Origin of the sequence: uncultured Roseovarius sp., from assembly GCF_947259555.1 — a bacterium.
In the GTDB taxonomy this organism is placed as follows: domain Bacteria; phylum Pseudomonadota; class Alphaproteobacteria; order Rhodobacterales; family Rhodobacteraceae; genus Roseovarius.
Map to the genome: position 1 here is coordinate 1 of NZ_CAMYMD010000026.1, position 21,150 is coordinate 21,150.

Below are 21,150 nucleotides of genomic sequence, written 5' to 3' on the forward strand. Positions count from 1 at the left end.
CAATGAAACATCTAAACCAACATAGTGGCTCATGGTCGTTCTCCTTACGGCTTTTGATTGGTGAGGCTGATACTATCAGACCTCGTTCGCCATCGGAGAGCGACCACCGCGATCACACCATGTCATTCGCTGCGAGTTCGAAGCAGCGAGACTGACAAGTGCAGAGCGGACATCTGTATATCTACTCGAATGCACCGCTGTAAGTCGGTTTTGAGCCAAGGTTTGCTGCTCTGCTCACAAAATGTGTCACCTTTCGAAACCCTTGCGCTTGCATGCAATAAAGAGCGAAGGCGTCATGCCAACACCCATGTTGCCTCTGTTCTGCGACCCTATGAAACGTGGCGACCTAGAGGCATATGTCAGGGCTCGTCGACCTCGAACACAAAGTCGCCGTCGTACATCTTGTTGTTTATTGCGGCTACGATGTCCTGGCGTAGCGACGGATCGTCCGGTCGGAACAGGCCGGTCTGGGCAAGTGCGCGGCGCAGGTTAATTTCAGTTCCCAGAAATTCCATCGCCACACGCGAAGCGCCCGGCTTACGCCCTCTGCGCAACGGGCCGCCGGTCTGAATACCCATCAGAAAATCGATCCTCTGGCGATAGCTGGGATAAAGCGTCATTTGGGTGACAGAGTTCAATTCCTTCGTCTCATACTCGAATACCTGGATTCGCTCGGCAAGTTGGAAGACAACGCCTTCGTACTTGTTGTTGCCTGTCCATTGCCTGGTGTCGGGATCGCGCAGAACCTCAATATTCTTGAAGTATCCGCGGTTCTCCCGGATCACGATCCGCGCGAGCGAGCGGATGATGCAGGCCTTGTTCCCGAAAGAATAAAAGTGCCTGAAGTAATAGCCGGAATATCGATCGATCGGCTGCGCCCGCGCAAAGATGCGGTCGAGATGCCGCAGCGGAAGATCGACTTGTGCCTTTTGCATCGGCCTGTCGCGCAGCCCGACCAGCTGCTCCAGTCGCTCGGTCTCCATGAGCATCTCCGACTGGGTGACCCCAAAGAAATTACACAGCCTGTGCATGTTGTGACGAGATGGGCAAACCTGCCCGCTAAGATACTTGTTAAATTGCTGACGATTGATCCCGATCTGACGACATACCTCGGAAATTGACGGGTAGTGATCACAGAGCATTGCGAGATTTTTCGGAAAGCTGGACATGCTCTATCGCAACATGATGCACAAATAGTGTCAACCTGCGATAAACAGCGAAATAGCGCGGTGTGTTTTTCTCACTTAGGCTGATCTCGTGGGAGAACCGGAGTGACTTCATGCGGAATGCGCTGAGCGAGATTGAGGAAATACACCACGTCGAAATCCCGATGCCGGATGGTTGCCGCCTTGGTGCGCGCATATGGCGTCCGCGTGACGCGACGCAGGACCCGGTTTCCGCGATCCTCGAATACCTTCCCTACCGCAAAAACGACTTCACTGCGGCGCGCGATGCAACGATGCAGCCTTACCTTGCGGCGCATGGCTATGCGGTCGTGCGGCTCGATCTTCGTGGCACGGGCGACAGCGAAGGCCTGATGGCCGACGAGTATCTGCCGCAGGAATTGCAGGACGGCTACGATGCGATCGCATGGATCGCGGCGCAGGACTGGTGCGATGGCAATGTCGGAATGATCGGCATCTCGTGGGGCGGGTTCAACGGACTGCAGATCGCTGCCTTGCAGCCGCCTGCTCTCAAGGCAGTCGTCACATTGTGCTCAACCGATGATCGCTATGCTGATGACATTCACTACATGGGCGGATGTATTCTGGGTGAGCAGATGCCCTGGGCCGCTGTTATGTTTGCGCGCAATACGCTGCCGCCCGATCCGGACAATGTCGGAGACAGATGGCTGGACATGTGGACCGAGCGGCTGCAAGGCAGCGGACTCTGGGCGAAGAGCTGGTTTCAGCATCAGACCCGCGATGACTTCTGGAAACACGGCTCGATCTGCGAGGATTGGTCTAAGGTCAAGGTGCCGGTCTATGCCGTCTCAGGCTGGGCTGACGGCTACTGCCGCACCGTCTTTCGCATTCTGGAAAACTTGCAGGGGCCTAAAAAGGGTCTCGTCGGGCCCTGGGCACACCGCTATCCGCATATCGGAGAACCGGGGCCCGCGATCCACTTCCTCAAGGAAGAGCTTCGCTGGTGGGACCAATGGTTGAAAGGTGCCGACACGGGCATCATGGACGAGCCACAACTACGGCTCTTCATGCAGGATTGCGTGCCGCCAGCAGGTCACTATGCCGAGCGGCCCGGACGCTGGGTGACAGAGCCATCTTGGCCCTCCGAGAATGTTGCCCGAACCGCGTTCTACCTTGGATCTGATGGATCACTGGGGCGCGAGACACCGCCCGCCCGCGACGTGCTCAGCCATCGCTCCCCGTTCTGGGTTGGCATGGGATCCGGAAGATGGTGCGGTTATTCCCAGCCGGGCGATGCGCCGGTGGATCAGCGCCGAGACGATGCAGGTAGCCTGTGCTTTGACACGGAGCCCTTGTCAGCGCCGCTTGAATTCGCGGGCGATGCGAATGTGCATCTCAAGGTGTCTGTGGACCGGCCGGTCGCACAGCTTGCTGCGCGGTTGTGCTCTGTCGATCCCGAAGGGCGCTCGACGCGGGTGTCGTTCGGTGTCTTCAATCTTACACATCGGGGCAGCCATGAGGCCCCAGAGGAGCTTGAGCCCGGCAAGATCTACGACATCGTTATCCCGATGAAGCACGTGGCGCAGAAGATCGGAGCGGGCTACTGCCTGAGGCTGGGCCTTTCGACAAGCTATTTCCCGATGATCTGGCCCGCGCCGGACGTTGTGACCGCCAGGATCCACACGGAAGGCAGCTTTCTTGAGCTGCCGCTGCGCGCACCATCGCCCGAAGATGAACGCTTGGCTCCTTTCGAGCCCGCTGTCAGCGCGCAACCGCTTGAAAAAGAGACATTGGCCCAAGGTGATAACTGGATTCGCATCACCGAGGACGCGGCGACAGGTGAGCATGTATTCGATGTGGCGGACGGTGAAGGCGTCGTGCGCGTCGCCGGCAACGACATCACGATCACCGAGCAGGGGTATGAGCGGCACGTGATCACCGCGGATGACCCTCTGTCTGCACGAGCGACGGCGGACTGGACGATAGGCCTGTCGCGCGGCGATTGGAGCATGCGGTCGCAGACGCATACCGAGCTGACGTCGGAGCGTGATAGCTTTCGCATTCGGGCGTGGATGCGGGTCTGGCACAACGACGAACTGATCGCAGAACAGGATTGGGACGAGAGGATCGGCCGCACACTCGTCTGACGTATAGGTGGGCGCCCCCGCCTGACCGAAGAAAACACCAAGGCCCAACGGGAGAAAACAAGATGAAACGGACTATGACGACCAGACGGACTTTCCTTGCGTCCTCAGCCGCGATCAGCGCCACGGGTTTTGTGCTCGGAAGCGCCAACATGCTTCGTGCGCAGGAAGGCAAGGTCCTGAACCTCAGGCTCGACGGCGACAACCAAATCCTCGACCCCGGCTACATGGTCGGCGGGACCGAGATCGAGGCGCAAAAGCAGTGCCTGCCTTTCCTTGCCGAATATGTGCGCGACGGCGATGCCTTTACCTGGCAGCCGACATCCTACGTCACGCGGCTGGAATATGTGGACGACACACATATCGAATTCGAACTGACGCCAAGCCTGATGTGGTCGAATGGCTACGGCACCCTCAAGGCCTCTGACGTGGCGTATTCCTATGACCGCATGAAAGAGAGTGAATGGTCGGGTTATTTCGACGCGCTTGACCGGGTCGAGGTGACGGGAGAGTTGACCGGAACGTTGGTCCTGTCGTCCCCGTTCGCGCCCTTCATCATGGTAACGCTCTGCCATGGGCCGGGTGCTATCGTCTGCGAGCAGGCGGTCAAGGACGCAGGGGGGCGGTTTACGACCGAGTTTCCCGCAGTTTGCGGGCCTTATACCTATTCGGCGACACCGGGCCAGCGCGCGGTTTTTGACCCCAACCCCGAATGGACCGGGCCCGCACCCGGTTTCGAGCGTGTGGTTCTGCAGGTCATCACTGAGGTTCAGGCGGCTGAGCTTGCTTTCGAGGCCGGCGAAGTCGATTGCACGGAACTTGGTCCGGATGCACTGGCGCGCTACACTCAGAACCCGCCGGAAAACACCGCCGTTACCACGGCGGGCGAATTGCAGTACATGTGGATGGGCATGAACACCGAGCACCCGAAGCTTCAGGATATCCGCGTGCGGCAGGCGATCCAACACGCGGTGGATGTCGATTCGATCATCGCAGGCGCCTACGCCAACACATCCAGCAAGTCGAATGGCATCATCTGTCCCGGATTGATTGGCCACCGCAGCGAGGCCTCCTATAGCTATGACCCTGAGCGCGCGCGTGCGCTCTTGACCGAGGCCGGCGTGGATAGCCTGCAAGTCACGCTGCGCACTCAGAACTGGCAAGAGCGGCTTTTGGCGGCGCAGATCATTCAGGCCAACCTCGCCGCTGTCGGCATCGAGGTGGAAATCCTGCCCATGGAGAGCGGACCGTTCTGGGAAATGGGCATGGAGGAGGCTGGCGACACGTGGCAGGAGCTTGAGCTTTGGCTCATGCGTTTCGCTACGGTGCCCGATCCCTACGAGGCGACGCAGTGGTTTATTTCTGAGCAGGTCGGCGTCTGGAATTGGGAACGCTGGACCGACGAGGAATTTGATCGCCTCTATCAGGAGGGCCAGGCCGAAACAGACCCCGATGCACGCGCGGAGATCTACACGCGGATGCAGCAGATCATGGACGACACCGGCGCTTATGTCTGGATCAACCACGAACCCGAGGTCTATGCGCATCGCACCGACATCTCGATTGATGCAGCCCCCTCGGGAGAGCTGAACTACCGCAACTTCGCACAGGTGTGATTTTACGCCCGTGCCGCCCTTTCGGGTGGCGCGGGCCCTGACCGAGGGGTGATCCTGCGCCATGCTCTCTTATCTCGCGAAACGGCTGACCCTTTCGCTGATCGTGGTTGCACTGGTTCTGCTGCTGCTGTTCGGCATGCTGTACATGATCCCGGGCAATCCGGCGATCCTTGCGCTTGGCACGCGGGCAACGCCTGAGGCGATTGCGGAATATTCTGCGCGCATGCGTCTGGATGAACCCGTGGTGATGCAGTTTTTGATCTTTGTGGGCAACGCATTTCACGGCGATCTGGGCACTGACGTCTTCTCGGGACGTCCCGTGACCGAGGTCATCGGCGAGCGTGTCGGGTTCTCGATGGCCCTGATCTTTTCCGGCATGGGATGGGCTATCCTTCTGGGTATCCCGCTGGGATGCCTCGCGGCCGTCAGGCCGAACAGCTGGATCGACCGCGTTACAGGTGTGTTTTCAGTCGGGACCATCGCGATTCCGTCGTTCCTCGTCTCGATCTGGGCGATCCTGATCTTTGCCATCCAGCTGGGCTGGCTACCGGCGATTGGCGCGGGTGAGCCCGGGGACATCGGTGACCAGCTGAGCCACCTGATCCTGCCGGCCTTTGCCATCGGGCTCGGCTGGGTCGGCTATCTTGCCCGTATGGTACGTGCCTCGATGCTCGAGGTGCTGAGCGAGCCCTACATCCGCTCGGCGCGCGCCTTCGGCTTGCCGCCCCGCAAGGTGACGGGCTACGCGCTACAGGTGGCGATACTGCCGACGATCACGGTGATCGGCATGGGCTTCGGCGGCCTCATATCCGCAGCGGTCTTTGCCGAGATCATTTTCGCGCGCCCCGGCGTGGGCAAGATGATCTTCGATGCGGTATCCGACCGTAATTTTCCAATCCTGCAAGGCGGCGTTCTTCTGGCAACAGGATTTTACATCCTCGTTGTTCTGCTCTCCGACCTTCTCATTGCATGGTTTGATCCACGTGTCCGACAGTCGCTCTGATCCCCCGCTGCCGCCCGCTCCCGCTCTCGACGCGCGGCGCGAATCCGCGCGGCGCGAGCGGGGCGACAAGCTCATGCGGTTCCTGGCCAACTGGCAGGGGATGGCGGGGCTCGCGCTGGTGATCCTCTTTGTCGCCAGCGCCATCTTTGCGCCCTGGATTGCGCCGTATGATCCGAACGCGATGGACATCCCTGCCAGGATGTCACCGCCGGGGTGGGCCCATCTTGCCGGGACCGACCAGTTGGGGCGCGACACGTTCTCGCGTATCCTGCACGGCGGCCGCATAGCGCTGATGATCGCGGCCCTCGGCGTGACCGCGTCACTGGTCATCGGTCTGGCGCTGGGCATGATCGCGGGCTATGGCCCGCGCTGGCTGGACAATCTGCTGCTCATGCTTTTCGACGCGGTGCGGTCCTTTCCGACAATCATCCTTGCGCTGGCCACCGTCGCGCTCACCGGGCCCAGCCTTGGCGTCGTGCTTGCCATCGTCATCATCACTACGATCCCGAGCTACGCGCGCGTCGCCCGTACCGCGACGCTTGCCCTGCGAAATACCGAGTTCATCCTCGCCGAGCGCGCGCTTGGCGCATCGACGCTGCGTATCATGTGGCACCATGTCATGCCGAACGTGATGGGCCCGCTCCTGATTCTTGCGGCGATGGAGGTGCCCGTGGTGGTCACGATCGAAGCGGGCCTCAGCTTTCTCGGCCTTGGCGTGCGCCCGCCGCAGGCAAGCTGGGGCACGATCCTCAACGAGGGTTACCTTGTGATCCGCGACGCGCCATGGATGGTCGTCGCCGGAGGCATCCCGCTGATCCTCACGACACTCGGCTTCACCTTCCTTGGCGAGGCTCTGCGCGATATATTCGATCCGCGGATGGGGCGGGGGCGCTGAGGATGGAGACGCTGCTCGACATTCGCGGCCTCTCGGTTGATTTCAAAACCTCTCGTGGGCGCGTCAAGGCCCTGCGCGACGTGAGTTTTCCGGTGCGCAAGGGGCGCATTGTGGGAATCGTGGGCGAAAGCGGCTCGGGAAAAAGCACCGTATTGTGGTCGATCCTTGGCCTGCTGGCGGGCAATGCCGAAGTCATGGGCGGAGAGATTGGCTTTGAGGGTGGCGACCTCCTGCAGCTCGACGCGGCGGGTTTGCGCGCCGCCCGCGGCGAGAAGATTAGCGTCGTCTTTCAGGATCCCATGACATCGCAGATCCCGGTGCTCCCCTATGCGCGCCAGATGGCCGACATCCTTTATCGCCGCAAGGGCATGTCGGCGAAGGATAAGCGAGACAAGGCAGTGGACATGCTGCGCCGCGTCGGCATTCCCGACCCCGAGACGCGGATCGACGCCTATCCGCATGAGTTCTCTGGCGGAATGCGCCAGCGAGCCGGCATCGCCATGTCGATGCTGACCGGGCCGAACCTTCTGCTTGCTGACGAGCCGACCACCGCGCTTGACGTGACAATGGAGGCTCAGATCATCGCCCTGATGCGGCAGCTGCAATCCGAGTTCGACACGACGATTGTCGTGGTGTCGCATAATCTGGGCCTGATCGCCGAGCTTTGTGACGACGTGGTGGTGCTTTACGCGGGCGAAGTGGTCGAAACCGGGGCGGTGCGCGACATCTTTCACAATGCGCGCCATCCCTACACGCGCGCCCTGCTTGAATGCGATCCGGCACGTATCGAGGATGTGTCGCGCAAGCTGCCGGTGATCGCGGGCGATATTCCCGATCTGACGGGCGAGCTGGCCGGGTGCATCTACGCGGGCCGCTGTCAGCGTGTCATGCCGGACTGCCACACACTTGTGCCCCCGGTCGTCCATCGAGGAACTGGCATTGCGCGATGCCACCTTCTGGAAGGTCCGCTCGCCGATCCCGACTGGCCACCGCCTCTTGACGTGGCGACGGTGCCCACAGAGGCCGGGACGCCGGCGTCCGCCAAACGCCCCGCGCTGGGAGCGCCGCTGCTTGAGGTCCGCGATCTCAATGTCCGCTTCCAAACCATGGGCAACCTACGGGCGCGTCTGAACGGCGTGACAGACCCTTTCGTGGATGCGGTTCTTGACGTCAGCCTCAGCGTCCGGTCGGGCGAAACGGTGGGCCTTGTCGGCGAAAGCGGATCCGGCAAGACAACGCTGGGACGCGCGATCCTGAACCTGCTGAAGGCTGACGGTGGCTCCGTTCATTTCGACGGGCAGGAGATTTCGGCCATGGACGAGCGGAAGTTCAAACCGCTCCGGCGCGACATGGCGATGATGTTTCAGGATCCTGTCGGATCCCTGTCGCCGCGAAAATCGGTGCGCGCGCTCATAACCGAGCCGCTGACGATCCACGGCATCACGGGCGTCGATCTCGATGCGGAGGCCGGGCGGCTCGCCGATATGGTGCGCCTTCCGCATGCCTTTCTCGCGCGCTATCCCCACGAGTTGTCAGGCGGGCAGGCGCGGAGGGTCGGCGTGGCGCGGGCCCTTGCGCTGAACCCCCGGCTGATCATTGCCGACGAGCCGACGGCGGGCCTCGATGTATCGGTTCAGGGCGAGATCCTGAATCTCATGGCGGACCTGCAGGCGGAGCACGGGCTGAGCTATCTGGTCATCACGCATAACCTGCCCGTGGTTCGACATATCGCCGACCGCATCGCGATCATGTATTTGGGCCGCATCGTGGAGGAGGGGCCGACAGCCGACATCTTTGCCCATCCCGCGCATCCCTACACCCGCGCGCTTGTCGAGGGCGTGCCAAAGCCCGACCCGGACCAGCGCCGCGCCGAGGCTGCGGCCATCCGGGGGGAGGTTCCAAGTCTGATCCGCCGTCCGGCTGGCTGCGATTTCGCGACCCGCTGCCCCTGCGTGCAGGACGCCTGCCGCATCGCCAAGCCGCCCCATGTCCAGATCACCCCGGACCACGGGCACGCGTGCCTCTATCCGCTCAAGCGGACCAAGCAGACAACTGAGACGACATGAGCTACGGCATCTATATCGGGCTCAACCATACCTCGGACGGCCACGCTTGGCTGGCTGGCTACGGTGACGAGCCGTCGAGCCACTGGCTCGAGATCGTGGAGCGCGCCGAGCATGCGCCGGGCGCCACGATCACCGTTGGCGTCGGACCCGAGGCTGACCTGCCGGGACAGCGGAGCGAGATCCCCCAGGCCCCCCAAACCGCGCGGCATTTGCGGGTGAGCTACAGCTACTATCTCGGGGTGCCCGCGCCCATTACCAATGGCGGCCTGAACGAACATGGTGTCGCGGTCCGGGACATCTGGTCCACCTCTCGGCCAGAGCTGATCGCGATGACACCGGCGGACCAGACCGGACCGAACTACTCAGACCTCGCCCGTATCGTGCTGGAGCGCGCCCGCACCGCGCGCGAGGGCGTCGATTTGATGGCGGCGCTGATCGCCGAGCATGGATATTCCGATTACGGTGGCAATTCGCACATCATCGCGGACCCTGACGAGGCCTGGGTCGTCATCCAGTTTTCCGGCGGCAAGGGCCTTTGGGTCGCCGAACGTCTCGGACCGGAGGACATCCGCGCATCGCGTCCCGGCTTTGTCGGTGTTGTCCCAACTGAGCCGGATGCACGGATACTTTATCCCGAGCATTTCATCACGACGGCAGTGGATCTGGGCTGGTTCGATCCAAGTGGCGGCCCGTTCGACGTCAACGCCATTTACGGCGACGGAAAGGGGCCGTGGGAGGGTGCAGCCTGGGTCGAGGCCGAGATGCGCAAGCGCGCCGAGAGCGAGACGAAGATCACGCGCGAAGACGTGTTCTGGTCGATTTCAAATTCCGTTCTGACCGGCGACACCGCGGGCTACGGCCAGGTCGTGCCGCTGATCCATCCGCCATTCACCGAGTTGCGCATGATGTGGCACGCCGCGGTGGGACCGGTTACCGCGCCGCTCATACCGGTCTTCATGGGCCAGACGAACATCCCCGACGAATACGCCTGCCATCGCTACCTGACGACCGGCGAGTCGTCGCGCTTTCTCGATTGTCGCAAGCAAGCCACGGCACCCGACACGGTCTCGCACGTCGCGCAGGGCGTGGAGGTTTCAGACTCCGCCGTTTACCAGTTCAAAAGCTTGATGCATCTCGCCTTTCAGGACGAAGCAATCCTGCAACAAACATGGGATCATTGGCGCCTTATGGAGCAAGGCCTCGCGCGAGAAGTGTCCGAGGTTCTGAAAAGCGCCGAAATTCTTCTGCAAGCGGGAAAGGCCAATTTAGCGCGCCGCCTTCTGACCCGCGAAAGTCAGACATGGCTGCAAGGCGCGTTTAATGACTGCAAGACGCTTGTCGATGCCGGGCTCACGGTTCTGCGGATGTCCGAGCGTCTTAATCGCGGCGGCCTCCCAACATCACCGAAACAGCTCTGGTAACCGTTATCCAGGTGGTTTTCCAATGCAGGCCGGGAGGCCGAGGGATTACAAAGCAGGTCAACCAAGCCGGAGCGAATGTCCGATCTGCTGGCGCCGCACCGCAGCGTTTGTGATCGCGATCAATTTCCGGTCTGGGCCGTGAGTGACGCCTTGCAGATAGGGCGGATTCTTGACTTTCTCTGCAGGTGCGAAGATCTCGCGTCGGGGAGGGAAAAACTACCATTCACGGCAAGCATGTTCATGACAGCGATGCCGCACCATGCATCGAGGTCGGCAATGCGCAAGAGTGATCTTTGCAAAATGTGAACAGTTTCCCGACAGCGGCCTTCAAGCTGAGTGCAGCGAATGCCGGATCGAAGCCCCAAGCGCTTAATGCTGCGCGGTTCGCCCATGCCCGCTGTTCATAATCGAAAATTTCTTTAGTATTGGTGTTGACACATAGCGAGCATGGCAGATGGGACTTCGCGTTTGGACGGTAGAAAACTGATCGGGTCTTGGAAAATGCATGCTTGGACACGCACTTCTGTGACCACAGGAGAAACAACTGATGCTTTAGGACCAGCTCCGGTTGGTTACATTGCATACCATGCGGATGGACGGATGATGGCCTCAGTGTTTAGGCGCGACCGGCCTTCCTCCAGCGATGCCGGGTGGACGGAGGCGGAAAAAGCCAGCCTGTTCGACGACATGTTAGCGTATGTGGCGTCCTATACCCTCGAAGAAGACCGCGTTATCCACCATGTTGATGGGTCTTGGAACCCGAACTGGCACGGTGATCTCACCCGTCCATTCCGGCTCGAAGGAGATCGGTTGGTAATCAGTGGCGCTCCGGGTATCGACCCAGCAACTGGCGAAGAGGTCGTCTACCGCATGGAGTTTACAAAAGTCTAAGTGCTTGGTTGCAGGCAGAACAGAATGATCCAATGAGCGGCGGTATCGGCCTATTCAGACATTCATTCGACTGAAACCTACAGCACAAAGGTCCGCACATCAGACGCTCAACCTACCCCGCGTGAAGCTCTGCTGCGACAAGCCCCGCCGTCTCACGCCATGACCGTTTTGAGCTGGTTGCCGTCATCTGTCAGCTTCCGCCAGGAAAGCTGACCGGGCCGGTCTATATCTACGGAAGCTATGCGCAGAAAGCGAGCTTTGCAAAGTTTCGACTGTCTTCCGAAAGCCGCCTTTCAAGCCAAACGTAAAGAATGCCGGTTCTGAGCCCTTCTGCAATGTTAACAACATGGAGCCAATGGGCCTTCACATGGTGCCACATCAAAAAAGGGCGTCGCTCGGGGTTGAGGCAAGCTTGGGCGAGGTCCTTGAAAGCGCCATCATTGCCGAGAGCAAATTACGCACCTGACAACCAAAGCGTGAAGATGAGAGCCAATGTGCGTAAAAACTCGACTTGGTCATGGAATCGGGTTTAATCGTCGCACGATCTTGCTAAGCGGCAACTGACCCGCAGAGATGAAACCGGAGCGTCGGCCCGGATATTTCCGTCTTACTACCAAACGACATTAACGCATTGGCGATACGCAATGGCGTGTCCGCTCAATGTTAATTGCCACCGTAAAGGTGGATGACTACGGGGGAAGAATAAATGAAATCATCACCAGTAGCGGCTCTGTTTTTATCCATGGCGTCAAGACTTGGCGCCGCATTCGCCCGGCTTGGTTTCGTCGCGATCGTATTTTTCGGCCCGGCGGCTTATGCGCAGACTATACCCGAAGGGTTCGACCCGGAGGCAAAAACGGCACAAGAGGAATTTTTCTGCGGGGTAGAATTTGACGGAAAGCTTAATGGGCTGTGCAACGCATTCTGTACTGCCATGGATTGCGATTCACTCGACGCCGACGCGAGCGTCAATGCCTGCTTGAAAATGCAGACCAAGATTGATCCGTTGCTGGAGGCACACAACACCGCAAACGCAACCAATTTCGAAATCAGAATGGCCGACTTGCTTGGTGGTTCAGACGGAAACTGCGGCGAAGCCCCCGAGGAGCCTTTAGTTTGTGATTTCCCCACAATCATCGCGTGCTTTAGAGACGGGAAAAGATGTAGAGCTGGTGTGTGCGTAGACGCTCCGGAACAATGATTTCGGGCCTGCGATATTAATCGAATGTCGTGATATATCCAGAGCACCGGTCAGCGACCGGTGCTCTGCGTTGACTTGCATCCAGATGTTGACCTTGCGGCGTACCAAAGGCAGGAGGCAGTTCCACCCTGAGACCTGAAAGTTTGTTCTGTGCGGCGGTCATCTGCGTCTGACGCCTCGATGTCGGTTTCGTCCTTGTCCGCACATTGGCCACTCGACTTATCCTGAGCAAAGGTCCGGTCTGACCTGCCACGCCGTTTTGCGCCGTGACCGCTTTGAGGCTGGCTGCAGTCATCCACGTTGACGTCAGCCCAACCAAAGAGGCAAAATCAGGCCCTGCACCGCCTCAAGGCAGCTTCGAGCCCGAAGCAGACCAGCTGAGAAATCAATATGTATAGCTTGGCTCAGGCATTGAATAGCCAAACAGTGCGCAGTCGCTTTTTGTTGTTGCGAAGCGGCAAGATACCCCGGCCTTTGCCGATCAGGTTGCCTTGGCGCGCATGTTCTGAACCAGCATCCCGCGTCGGGAAGGTCGCAGCGGTGTCCCCAGTTCGAAAATCCGTTCAATGAGGGCCTTGTGCGTTGGCGGAACCGCGTCCAAGGCACGGCCATCCGCAGCGGCAATTTTGATCTGGTGAACTTGGAACGCGTCGGTGACGATCGTTCCCGACCGGTGGTAGGCCGGATCATCCAAGGCCTCCGACAGCGGCACAAACGTGACGCCTTCGGCGAACAGCCGAGCGAAGAAAGAATCGGCAACTTCGGTGAAAAAGGCAACCGGGTGGATGAGGCTGATGCCGATCACCTCATTCCCGAAAACTGTTCTGCAGATCTCCGCATCATGAGAGACCTGCGCCGCCGCATAGTCAACGAACTCGGCCTTCAGACGCTTGGCCTCCTCCGTGCGTCCGGTTTGGAGCAAGTGTCGCCAGGCACGGTCCCATTCCCATTCGTAGAACCAACTTGTGACGCCCGCGCTCCGATAGGCCAGCCGGTCAAGATGAGCGTTCACTGCGACCCGCTTTTCTTCCGTGTTGCCCCATTGTTCGAGCGGATGTCGAAAGGCGCGAAGCGGGGCCTTGCTGATCCATGGTGCAAGCAAGTCATCGGCAACGGATATGTCGTGATTGAAGTCCTCCGCAGATGACTCGTTCAGCAAGGGGTGGGTATGCGTATGGTTGCCGATGTGGTGCCCGGCCGCGGTCCAGTCATCCAGAATGCGCGCATATTCAGGATCAACGTCGAGGGGCCAGGAATTGGCCAAGGCAAACACGCCGGACACCCCGCTCCGATCAAGGGCGTCGATGATCCGGGCGGAAACAGACTGCGGCGTGTCGCCGACCGGCAGAGGCATATGGGGGAAGACCGGCAAGTCGTCCAGGGTGAAGGCCATGCGCATAGAAGATGCTCTCCAATAACAGGCAGAGGATATTCCCGCGCCTGGGCGGCTGGCAAGACGTATTGGAGTTCAGCGATTTTCCAGCCAAAGAGTGAAACGCGAACGACCATCTTGTCCGTATCTTACCAGTCCGCGACCCGCGCGGCGAAGATCAGCTATCGCTGTGTCGAACCACGGTTTGCGGGTCCGCTTTGGTTCATTCGTGACGGTCCCGGCGCATTTTGTTGAAAAACTCGTGCTTGATCGAAGCGTAAGTTGCTGATTCAATTCTTCTGGCCAGCGGGAGAATTGAGCAATGTTGGAACCGAGACAGGAAGCGCAGGCAGCACTTTTCTATGAGTTCTCGCTGGAAGATCACGTTCCGCAAGACCATCTTCTTCGCTCCATTGATCGGTTCGTCGACCTGAGCAGCATCCGTGCCCACCTGACCGAATTTTACAGCCATACCGGCCGGCCGTCGGTCGATCCCGAGTTGCTGATCCGGATGCTGCTGGTCGGGTATTGCTTCGGTCTCCGGTCCGAGCGGCGACTTTGTGAAGAGGTGCATCTGAACCTCGCGTATCGCTGGTTTTGCCGCCTCGACCTGAGCGACCGGGTCCCGGATCATTCGACGTTTTCCAAGAACCGTCACCGTCGGTTCCGCGACAGCGAACTGCTTCGCCACCTGTTCGAGACGACCGTCGCGCGTTGCATCGCGGAAGGTCTGGTCAGCGGTCAACGCATGGCCATCGACGCCAGCCTGATCGAGGCCGATGCCAACAAGCAGAACTCGACGCCGAAGGACGACTGGAACGCGGCGAGCATCGACCCGGCTGACGCGCCCCGTGCCGTGCGCGAGTATCTCGACACGCTGGATGGTGAGTGCATGAACGCCACCGGTTCGAGAGAATGCACGAACGCATTCGGTGCGGCCAGCGAGGTCCAGCTCAAGTTCACCTCGCATTCAGACCCTGCCAGCCAGTGGACGGCAGCGCGCAAGGGACCGGCATTCTTCAGCTATTCCGACAACTACCTGATCGACACGGATCACGGCGTGATCGTCGATGTGGAAGGTGAGGCGGATCAGAAAACGATCCGGGGGATCGTTTTCCCGCCGAACCGGTCGATCCGGCAGGCCGAGGTCGGATCGACCAATATATCTGTCCCGAGGGCCATGAGTTGAAGCAGTTCCGCCGGAATTACTCGGACCCGAACCGGGGGACGACCGGCAAGGGCACAGCCCGCTACCGCGCATTGAAGGACGTCTGTCAGGCCCGCCCGTCCAAAGCCAAATGCTGCCCCAACGCCGAGGCGCGCAAGATCACCCGCGAAGAGCATCAAGACGCCCGCCAGGTCGCCCGCGACATCGCCAAGACCCGCCAATACGACATCTCGATGAAGCTCCGGAAAAAGGTCGAGATGCTATTTGCCCACCTCAAACGCATCCTCGGCCTGGGTCGGCTCCGTTTACGTGGCCCATGCGGTGCAAATGACGAATTCCTCCTCGCCGCCACCGCCCAGAACCTCCGGAAACTGGCCAAGATCTTTCCGGCACCGCAGCAAACGCGCAAAGCCTGATAGGAAAGGCGATCGCCCCGCATTTGGAACAGCCATTTCTGCGCTCGCAAACGTTAGTTTTTCCACATGGAGTAATCCCGATCTGTCTCTGCCAGGCGGCCGGTATAATGGACCGGCAGCAACAGAGAGGAACTGACAGATGGAATATTATGCTGGTTTGGATGTCTCGATGGAAGAGACGCACATTTGTGTCCTTGATCGTGAAGGGGTACTGATACGGGAGGGCAAAACGCGGTCATCACCTGCCATGATCGCAGCCTTTCTCGCAGATGGACCGGCTTGTGCGCAGGTCATCTTCGAGACGGGCAGAATGGCACCCATGCTCTATCACGGGCTGGTCGAGCAGGGCGTCCCGGTCCAGTGCGTTGAGAGCAGGCAGGCGTATCAGGCTCTGAAGTCTCTGGCGGGGCACAAGACAGATCGCAATGACGCTCGCGGTTTGGCGCATCTCGCACGCACGGGGTTCTACAAGCCGACCCACGTCAAACCCCTATCGGCCCATGCGATCCGCTCCCTGATTGCAGCCCGTAAAAAGCTGGTCGGCCAACGCGTGACCATCGACAATCAGATCCGGGGACTGGTTGTCGTGTTCGGTTACCGCGCGCCTTGTCGCCGGCATTCAAGGACGCGGCGCTGAAGGTCAGCGATGGCGTGCCGGGTCTTCATGCCGCGCTTCGCGGGCTCTTTGCAGCACGCGAAGCCATCCTGATGGCGGTTGCCGCAATCGATGCCGACATGAAAAGGATGGCCCGCGCGTCCAAGATTTGTGCGTGCCTGATGACAGTTCCCGGTGTCGGTCCGATCACGGCCCTGGCTTTCGCGGCGGCAATTGACGAACCCTCGCGGTTCAGGAGATCGCGTGACGTCGGCGCCTATCTTGGGCTCGTCCCCCGACGATATCAATCCGGTGAAATTGACTACAGCGGCAGCATCTCGAAACGGGGCGATATCAGGGTTCGCACGCTTCTTTACGAGGCTGCCAACGTAATGTTGACGAGATGTGCTGGTCCTCTCAAGCTGAAGACATGGGCGCTGGCAATCGGGTCGCGCTCAACAATGAAAAGCCAGAGTCGCACTGGCCAGGCGTCTCGCCATCATCATGCATGCGATGATGCGTGACGGGACCGAGTTCCAGATCACATAACGGAGATCACGAAATCAAACGCGAGGATTCCTATACCAGAGCTCCCATTCGGGACGACGTCCGAGGGAGGGCGTGAGACACGGCGACGATTCTGTAGCAACAGCCGGAACCAACGGCACGATTGCGGTTTCCACCTTGCCGACCTACCTCCAGCCCACCCCATCATGAACCATCGAGTTCGAAGAGAACAAAGGTAACCTCAGACGCAAAAAGAAGGAAGCTCAGAAAACGCGCATTGACCGATTAGAGAACAAAATCGGCCAAAAGCACCCGACACCGCCTGACAGCCCGGCACCCTAGCTCTCCTGCACCGGCCCCACGGCCAGCACGTCGCCGGTCGGCGCGCCTGTGGGCGAGCCACCTTCGGGCTCGTCGGAAATGGCCAGCACGGCACCGGCGACGCGCCCGCGCAGATCGTCCGCAACCCGCAGGATCGACTGCGCATCCTGCGGCATCACACCAAGCGAGACCGGTGCGTCTTCTCCGGCAATCAGCCACAGTTCCAGCGCCCGGCCCGGGGCAGCGCCACCAGACTCGCGATCGACAAAGAGCGAGCCGGTCGCGTCATCATAGACCGCCTGCACCACAAGGCTGCCATCCTCTGACGCGATCTGCGCCACATAGGGTGGATCGACCGGCGGCACCGGCCCGCGCTCGACCAGATCGGGCAGGAACACGGCCAGCACGAGCACCGCTGCCGCCACGATCCCACCGCCCCAGAACGTGAAGCGGCGCAGCCACGATCGCCGCTCGCGGGTACCAAACAACCCCGTCTCGATCTGCTGCCAGACCCTCGCGGGCGGCGCCTGCGGTGCGATATCATCGGTCAGGCCAGTGAAATCCTCAGCCCATTGCGCATAGAGCGCGCGCAACTCAGGCTCGCGCACCATGCGCGCCTCGAACGCGGCGGCCTCGTCTGCCGAGAGCAGCCCGAGGGTGTATTCCCCCGCAAGGACCCGGTCGTCCCGGTCTGGCTGATCCTGATCGCTCATCGCGACAGACACTCCCTCAAGCTCAGCAGGCTGCGGCGCAGCCAGGTTCGCATCGTGTTGAGCGGCACATCGAAACGCGCCGCAAGCTCAGCATAGGTCTCACCCTCAAGATAGGCGCGGCGCACGGCTTCTGCATGGCGCGCCGCGAGTTCGGCGAAGCAGGCGGTCAGGCGGCTTTGCTCTGACTTGGCGATCGCCGCCTCTTCCGGCCCGGCGCCGGGATCTGCGATCCGCTCTTCGAGTTCCGCGGGCTTTTCCGCCCGGCGTGCCTTACGCAACCGATCAATCGCAGCGTTCCTTGCAATGGTGATGAGCCACGTCATCGGACTGAGACCGTTCACGCTGTATTTTCCGGCATTATGCCAGACTTTGACAAAAATCTCCTGCAACACCTCTTCAGCCTCTGCGCGATCATTCAAGACACGCAGAACGACGCCGAATAGTTTCGCGGACGTGCTGGAATACAGATTGGAAAACGCTGCCCGGTCCCCCTGAGCAACGCGCAGTATCAGATTTTCTATCTCGTCGCGCGTCGTCATTGAACCGCAGAATTCCTTTTCTCCCGTCAGACCTAACACACTTGTGGCATATGACCAGTCCTCGTGAGCGTTAGCGCCAAGCCAATCTTGACCCTTCCCCTTGCCCTTCCCTGCGATATGTTGCACCACGGAAAGCGAGAAACGACCCGATTGAAGGACCCGGCGATATGGCTGACGGAACGATTGATATCAACGCGAAACCGACCGAGGAAATCTCCGTCCGCGAAACATTCGGTATCGACACCGACATGATCGTGAAAGGCTTTTCGGAGCCGAGCGAGCGTGTTCCGGAGTTCGATTCGACCTATAAATTCGACCCGGATACCACACTCGCCATTCTCGCGGGTTTTTCCCATAATCGACGAGTGATGATCCAAGGCTATCACGGCACCGGCAAATCGACCCATATCGAGCAGGTCGCGGCACGGCTCAACTGGCCCTGCGTGCGGGTCAATCTCGACAGCCATATCAGCCGTATCGACCTGATCGGCAAGGACGCGATCAAGCTGCGCGACGGGGTGCAGGTGACCGAGTTTCATGAGGGCATCCTGCCCTGGGCGCTGCGCAACCCGACCGCGATTGTCTTTGACGAATACGATGCGGGCCGCGCCGATGTGATGTTTGTCATTCAGCGCGTGCTGGAGGCCGACGGCAAGCTGACGCTGCTTGATCAGAACGAGGTGATCACGCCGAACCCGTTCTTCCGCCTCTTCGCCACCGCCAACACGGTGGGTCTCGGCGATACCACGGGTCTGTATCATGGCACCCAACAGATCAACCAGGGCCAGATGGATCGCTGGTCGCTTGTCGCGACGCTCAATTACCTGAGCCATGACGCCGAGACCGCGATCGTGCTGGCCAAGAACCCGCTCTACAACACCGCCGAGGGGCGCCAGACCGTGAGCCGCATGGTCACCGTCGCGGACCTGTCGCGCACGGCCTTCATGAACGGCGAGTTGTCGACCGTGATGAGCCCGCGTACCGTGATCGCCTGGGCGCAGAACGCCAATATCTTCCGCAATGTGGGCTATGCGTTCCGGCTGACCTTCCTCAACAAATGCGACGAGCTGGAACGTCAGACCGTAGCCGAGTTCTACCAGCGGTGTTTCGACGAGGAACTGCCCGAAAGTGCGGCCAATGTGACCGTGCGATGAACCCGCAAGGGACGTCCCCATGAACAAACCCACCGACAACCCCGCCGATCCGTTCAAGAAGGCACTGGCCAACGCCACGAAGGTGATGGCCGATGACACGGACCTGACGGTCAGCTACTCGGTCGACCCGGCGGGCATTTCGGGCGATGCAATGCGCCTGCCGCAAGTTTCTCGACGCATGTCCCGCGAGGAAGTCCTGCTGGCGCGTGGCACGGCGGACGCGCTCGCCTTGCGCCACAAGTTCCATGATGCGGGCCTTCATGCGCGGTACGCGCCGCCGGGTGACATGGCGCGCGACCTCTATGAAGCGATGGAAACCGCCCGCTGCGAGGCCGTGGGCGCGCGCGAGATGCCCGGCACCGCCACCAATATCGACGCCAAGATTGCGCAGGACGCCACGCGTCTCGGCTTTGAGCAGATCACCAACTCCGCCGATGCCCCGCTGCCCGCCGCCGCAGGCTTCCTGATCCGTCACCTCGCCACCGGGCGCGACATGCCAAAAGGCGCGCAGAACGTGATGGAGCTGTGGCGCGGCTTTATCGAGGAGCAGGCCGGCGGCACGCTTGAAAACCTTCAGGACACGCTCGCCGATCAGACCGCCTTTGCCAAGTTTGCCCGCCGGATCATCGAGGACCTAGGCTATGGCGATCAGTTGGGCGAGGACCCCGACAGCGCGGAGGACGACGCCGAGGACGACGCCGAGGACACCGGCGAAGAGCAGGACGAGCCCGACAGCAGCGGCGAGGATGACAGCGACGAGGAAGAGGCCGAGGCCGACCCCGAGCGCAGTCAGGACGAGCAGCAGGATGCGCAACAGGCGCAGGTCAGCATGGACGAGATGTCCGACGAGGAGATGGACGAGGAGACCGAACTGCCCGAGGGCGAAGCCCCGCTGGAGCCGCCCGCACCACAGCCCATTTCCGACGCAGACCCCCACTATACGGTCTTCAACACAGATTTCGACGAAGAAATCCGTGCCGAGGACTTGGCCGACCCGGTCGAGTTGGAACGCCTGCGCGCCTATCTCGATCAGCAGCTGGAGCCGCTCAAAGGCGCAGTATCACGTTTGGCCAACAAGCTGCAACGTCGCCTTCAGGCTCAGCAAAGCCGATCATGGGAGTTCGATCGCGAAGAGGGTATTCTGGACGCAGGCCGCCTTGCTCGGGTTGTGGCCAATCCCACCACACCGCTGAGCTTCAAGGTGGAGAAGGACACGGAGTTCCGCGACACTCTGGTGACGCTATTGCTGGACAATTCCGGCTCCATGCGCGGGCGGCCGATTTCCATCGCCGCGATCTGCGCCGATGTTCTGGCCCGTACGTTGGAGCGGTGCTCGGTCAAGGTCGAGGTACTGGGCTTTACCACCCGCGCGTGGAAAGGTGGGCAGAGCCGCGAGAAATGGCTGGCCGAGGGCCGCCCGCAACTACCGGGCCGCCTGAATGACCTGCGCCACATTGTCTACAAATCCGCCGATGCACCGATGCGCCGGACCCGCGACAATCTGGGCCTGATGATGAAAGAGGGCTTGCTCAAGGAAAACATCGACGGCGAGGCGCTCGAATGGGCACATCGGCGGATGGTGGCGCGCAAGGAAGCGCGTAAGATCCTGATGGTGATCTCCGACGGCGCGCCGGTGGACGACTCGACGCTTTCGGTCAATCCCGCCAATTATCTGGAAAAGCACCTGCGCGATGTGATCGCCATGGTCGAAAAACGTCGCGCAGTTGAGCTTTTGGCGATCGGTATCGGGCATGATGTGACCCGGTATTATGACCGTGCGGTTACGATCACCGACGCGGATCAGTTGGCAGGCGCGATGACCGAGCAACTTGCCGCGCTTTTTGACAGTGACCCGAGAGCGCGAGCGCGCGTGATGGGCATGCGCAAGGTCGGCTGACGCCGCGCGGGTTGCAGCGTCAGGCGGCCTCCGGCGGGAGTATTTTTGGGACGGTGAAACGGCAGGGGCCGCGTTTCATCTGGCCC

At 60.5% G+C, this 21,150-nt stretch carries 14 protein-coding genes and 3 pseudogenes; 12 read left to right on the forward strand and 5 right to left on the reverse strand.

Going from position 1 to position 21,150, the window contains the following annotated elements; translation table 11 throughout:
• Positions 1 to 359: 359 nt before the first annotated feature.
• The gene (locus Q0X85_RS04310) at positions 360 to 983 is read right to left on the reverse strand and encodes a hypothetical protein (RefSeq protein WP_297769489.1); all 624 of its coding nucleotides are present in this window, start codon (positions 981 to 983) and stop codon (positions 360 to 362) included.
• A gap of 18 nt (positions 984 to 1,001) precedes the next feature.
• Positions 1,002 to 1,169 (reverse strand): annotated as a pseudogene (locus Q0X85_RS19790) (helix-turn-helix transcriptional regulator); the annotation flags it as partial.
• 110 nt (positions 1,170 to 1,279) lie between these two features.
• On the opposite strand from Q0X85_RS19790, the gene Q0X85_RS04315 reads away from it, so the two are divergent.
• The 8 genes from Q0X85_RS04315 to Q0X85_RS04350 all read left to right on the forward strand — a co-directional run bounded on the left by Q0X85_RS04315 (position 1,280) and on the right by Q0X85_RS04350 (position 12,382).
• Positions 1,280 to 3,292, forward strand: a complete 2,013-nt coding sequence (locus Q0X85_RS04315; protein ID WP_297769492.1) for a CocE/NonD family hydrolase — start codon at positions 1,280 to 1,282, stop codon at positions 3,290 to 3,292.
• Between the two features lie 62 nt (positions 3,293 to 3,354).
• The gene (locus Q0X85_RS04320; RefSeq protein ID WP_297769496.1) at positions 3,355 to 4,905 is read left to right on the forward strand and encodes an ABC transporter substrate-binding protein; all 1,551 of its coding nucleotides are present in this window, start codon (positions 3,355 to 3,357) and stop codon (positions 4,903 to 4,905) included.
• A gap of 61 nt (positions 4,906 to 4,966) precedes the next feature.
• Complete coding sequence (locus Q0X85_RS04325; protein WP_297769501.1) at positions 4,967 to 5,908, forward strand: ABC transporter permease; 942 nt, start codon at positions 4,967 to 4,969, stop codon at positions 5,906 to 5,908.
• A complete protein-coding gene (locus Q0X85_RS04330; RefSeq protein ID WP_297769503.1) occupies positions 5,889 to 6,803 on the forward strand; it encodes an ABC transporter permease in 915 nt (304 codons plus the stop codon). The genes Q0X85_RS04325 and Q0X85_RS04330 overlap by 20 nt, the downstream gene beginning before the upstream one ends.
• A gap of 2 nt (positions 6,804 to 6,805) precedes the next feature.
• Entirely contained in the window at positions 6,806 to 8,869 is a 2,064-nt protein-coding gene (locus Q0X85_RS04335) for an ABC transporter ATP-binding protein (RefSeq protein WP_297769506.1), read from the forward strand.
• A complete protein-coding gene (locus tag Q0X85_RS04340) occupies positions 8,866 to 10,290 on the forward strand; it encodes a C69 family dipeptidase (protein ID WP_297769508.1) in 1,425 nt (474 codons plus the stop codon). The genes Q0X85_RS04335 and Q0X85_RS04340 overlap by 4 nt, the downstream gene beginning before the upstream one ends.
• A gap of 447 nt (positions 10,291 to 10,737) precedes the next feature.
• Positions 10,738 to 11,181: a lipocalin-like domain-containing protein gene (locus Q0X85_RS04345; RefSeq protein WP_297769511.1), complete on the forward strand. Its 444-nt coding sequence runs from the start codon at positions 10,738 to 10,740 to the stop codon at positions 11,179 to 11,181.
• A gap of 706 nt (positions 11,182 to 11,887) precedes the next feature.
• Positions 11,888 to 12,382 carry a hypothetical protein gene (locus Q0X85_RS04350; RefSeq protein ID WP_297769513.1) on the forward strand — a complete coding sequence of 165 codons (495 nt, stop codon included), beginning with the start codon at positions 11,888 to 11,890 and terminating at the stop codon, positions 12,380 to 12,382.
• Between the two features lie 481 nt (positions 12,383 to 12,863).
• Here the strand turns inward: Q0X85_RS04350 and Q0X85_RS04355 are convergent, their stop codons facing one another.
• Positions 12,864 to 13,775: a polysaccharide deacetylase family protein gene (locus Q0X85_RS04355; protein ID WP_297769516.1), complete on the reverse strand. Its 912-nt coding sequence runs from the start codon at positions 13,773 to 13,775 to the stop codon at positions 12,864 to 12,866.
• Between the two features lie 301 nt (positions 13,776 to 14,076).
• Between Q0X85_RS04355 and Q0X85_RS04360 the strand changes: the two are divergent.
• Both Q0X85_RS04360 and Q0X85_RS04365 read left to right on the forward strand, forming a co-directional pair.
• A pseudogene (locus Q0X85_RS04360) lies at positions 14,077 to 15,338 on the forward strand (IS1182 family transposase).
• A 139-nt stretch (positions 15,339 to 15,477) separates the two neighbouring features.
• Positions 15,478 to 16,482 (forward strand): annotated as a pseudogene (locus tag Q0X85_RS04365) (IS110 family transposase).
• Between the two features lie 296 nt (positions 16,483 to 16,778).
• Here the strand turns inward: Q0X85_RS04365 and Q0X85_RS04370 are convergent.
• Positions 16,779 to 17,474 carry an anti-sigma factor gene (locus Q0X85_RS04370; RefSeq protein ID WP_297769519.1) on the reverse strand — a complete coding sequence of 232 codons (696 nt, stop codon included), beginning with the start codon at positions 17,472 to 17,474 and terminating at the stop codon, positions 16,779 to 16,781.
• The gene (locus tag Q0X85_RS04375; RefSeq protein WP_297769858.1) at positions 17,471 to 18,013 is read right to left on the reverse strand and encodes a sigma-70 family RNA polymerase sigma factor; all 543 of its coding nucleotides are present in this window, start codon (positions 18,011 to 18,013) and stop codon (positions 17,471 to 17,473) included. The genes Q0X85_RS04370 and Q0X85_RS04375 overlap by 4 nt, the downstream gene beginning before the upstream one ends.
• 167 nt (positions 18,014 to 18,180) lie before the next feature.
• On the opposite strand from Q0X85_RS04375, the gene cobS reads away from it, so the two are divergent.
• Both cobS and cobT read left to right on the forward strand, forming a co-directional pair.
• A complete protein-coding gene (gene cobS / locus Q0X85_RS04380; RefSeq protein WP_297769522.1) occupies positions 18,181 to 19,167 on the forward strand; it encodes a cobaltochelatase subunit CobS in 987 nt (328 codons plus the stop codon).
• Positions 19,168 to 19,186: 19 nt separating this feature from the next.
• Positions 19,187 to 21,064 (forward strand): cobaltochelatase subunit CobT, encoded by a 1,878-nt coding sequence (gene cobT, locus Q0X85_RS04385; RefSeq protein WP_297769525.1) that lies wholly within the window; start codon positions 19,187 to 19,189, stop codon positions 21,062 to 21,064.
• Positions 21,065 to 21,150 lie beyond the last annotated feature (86 nt).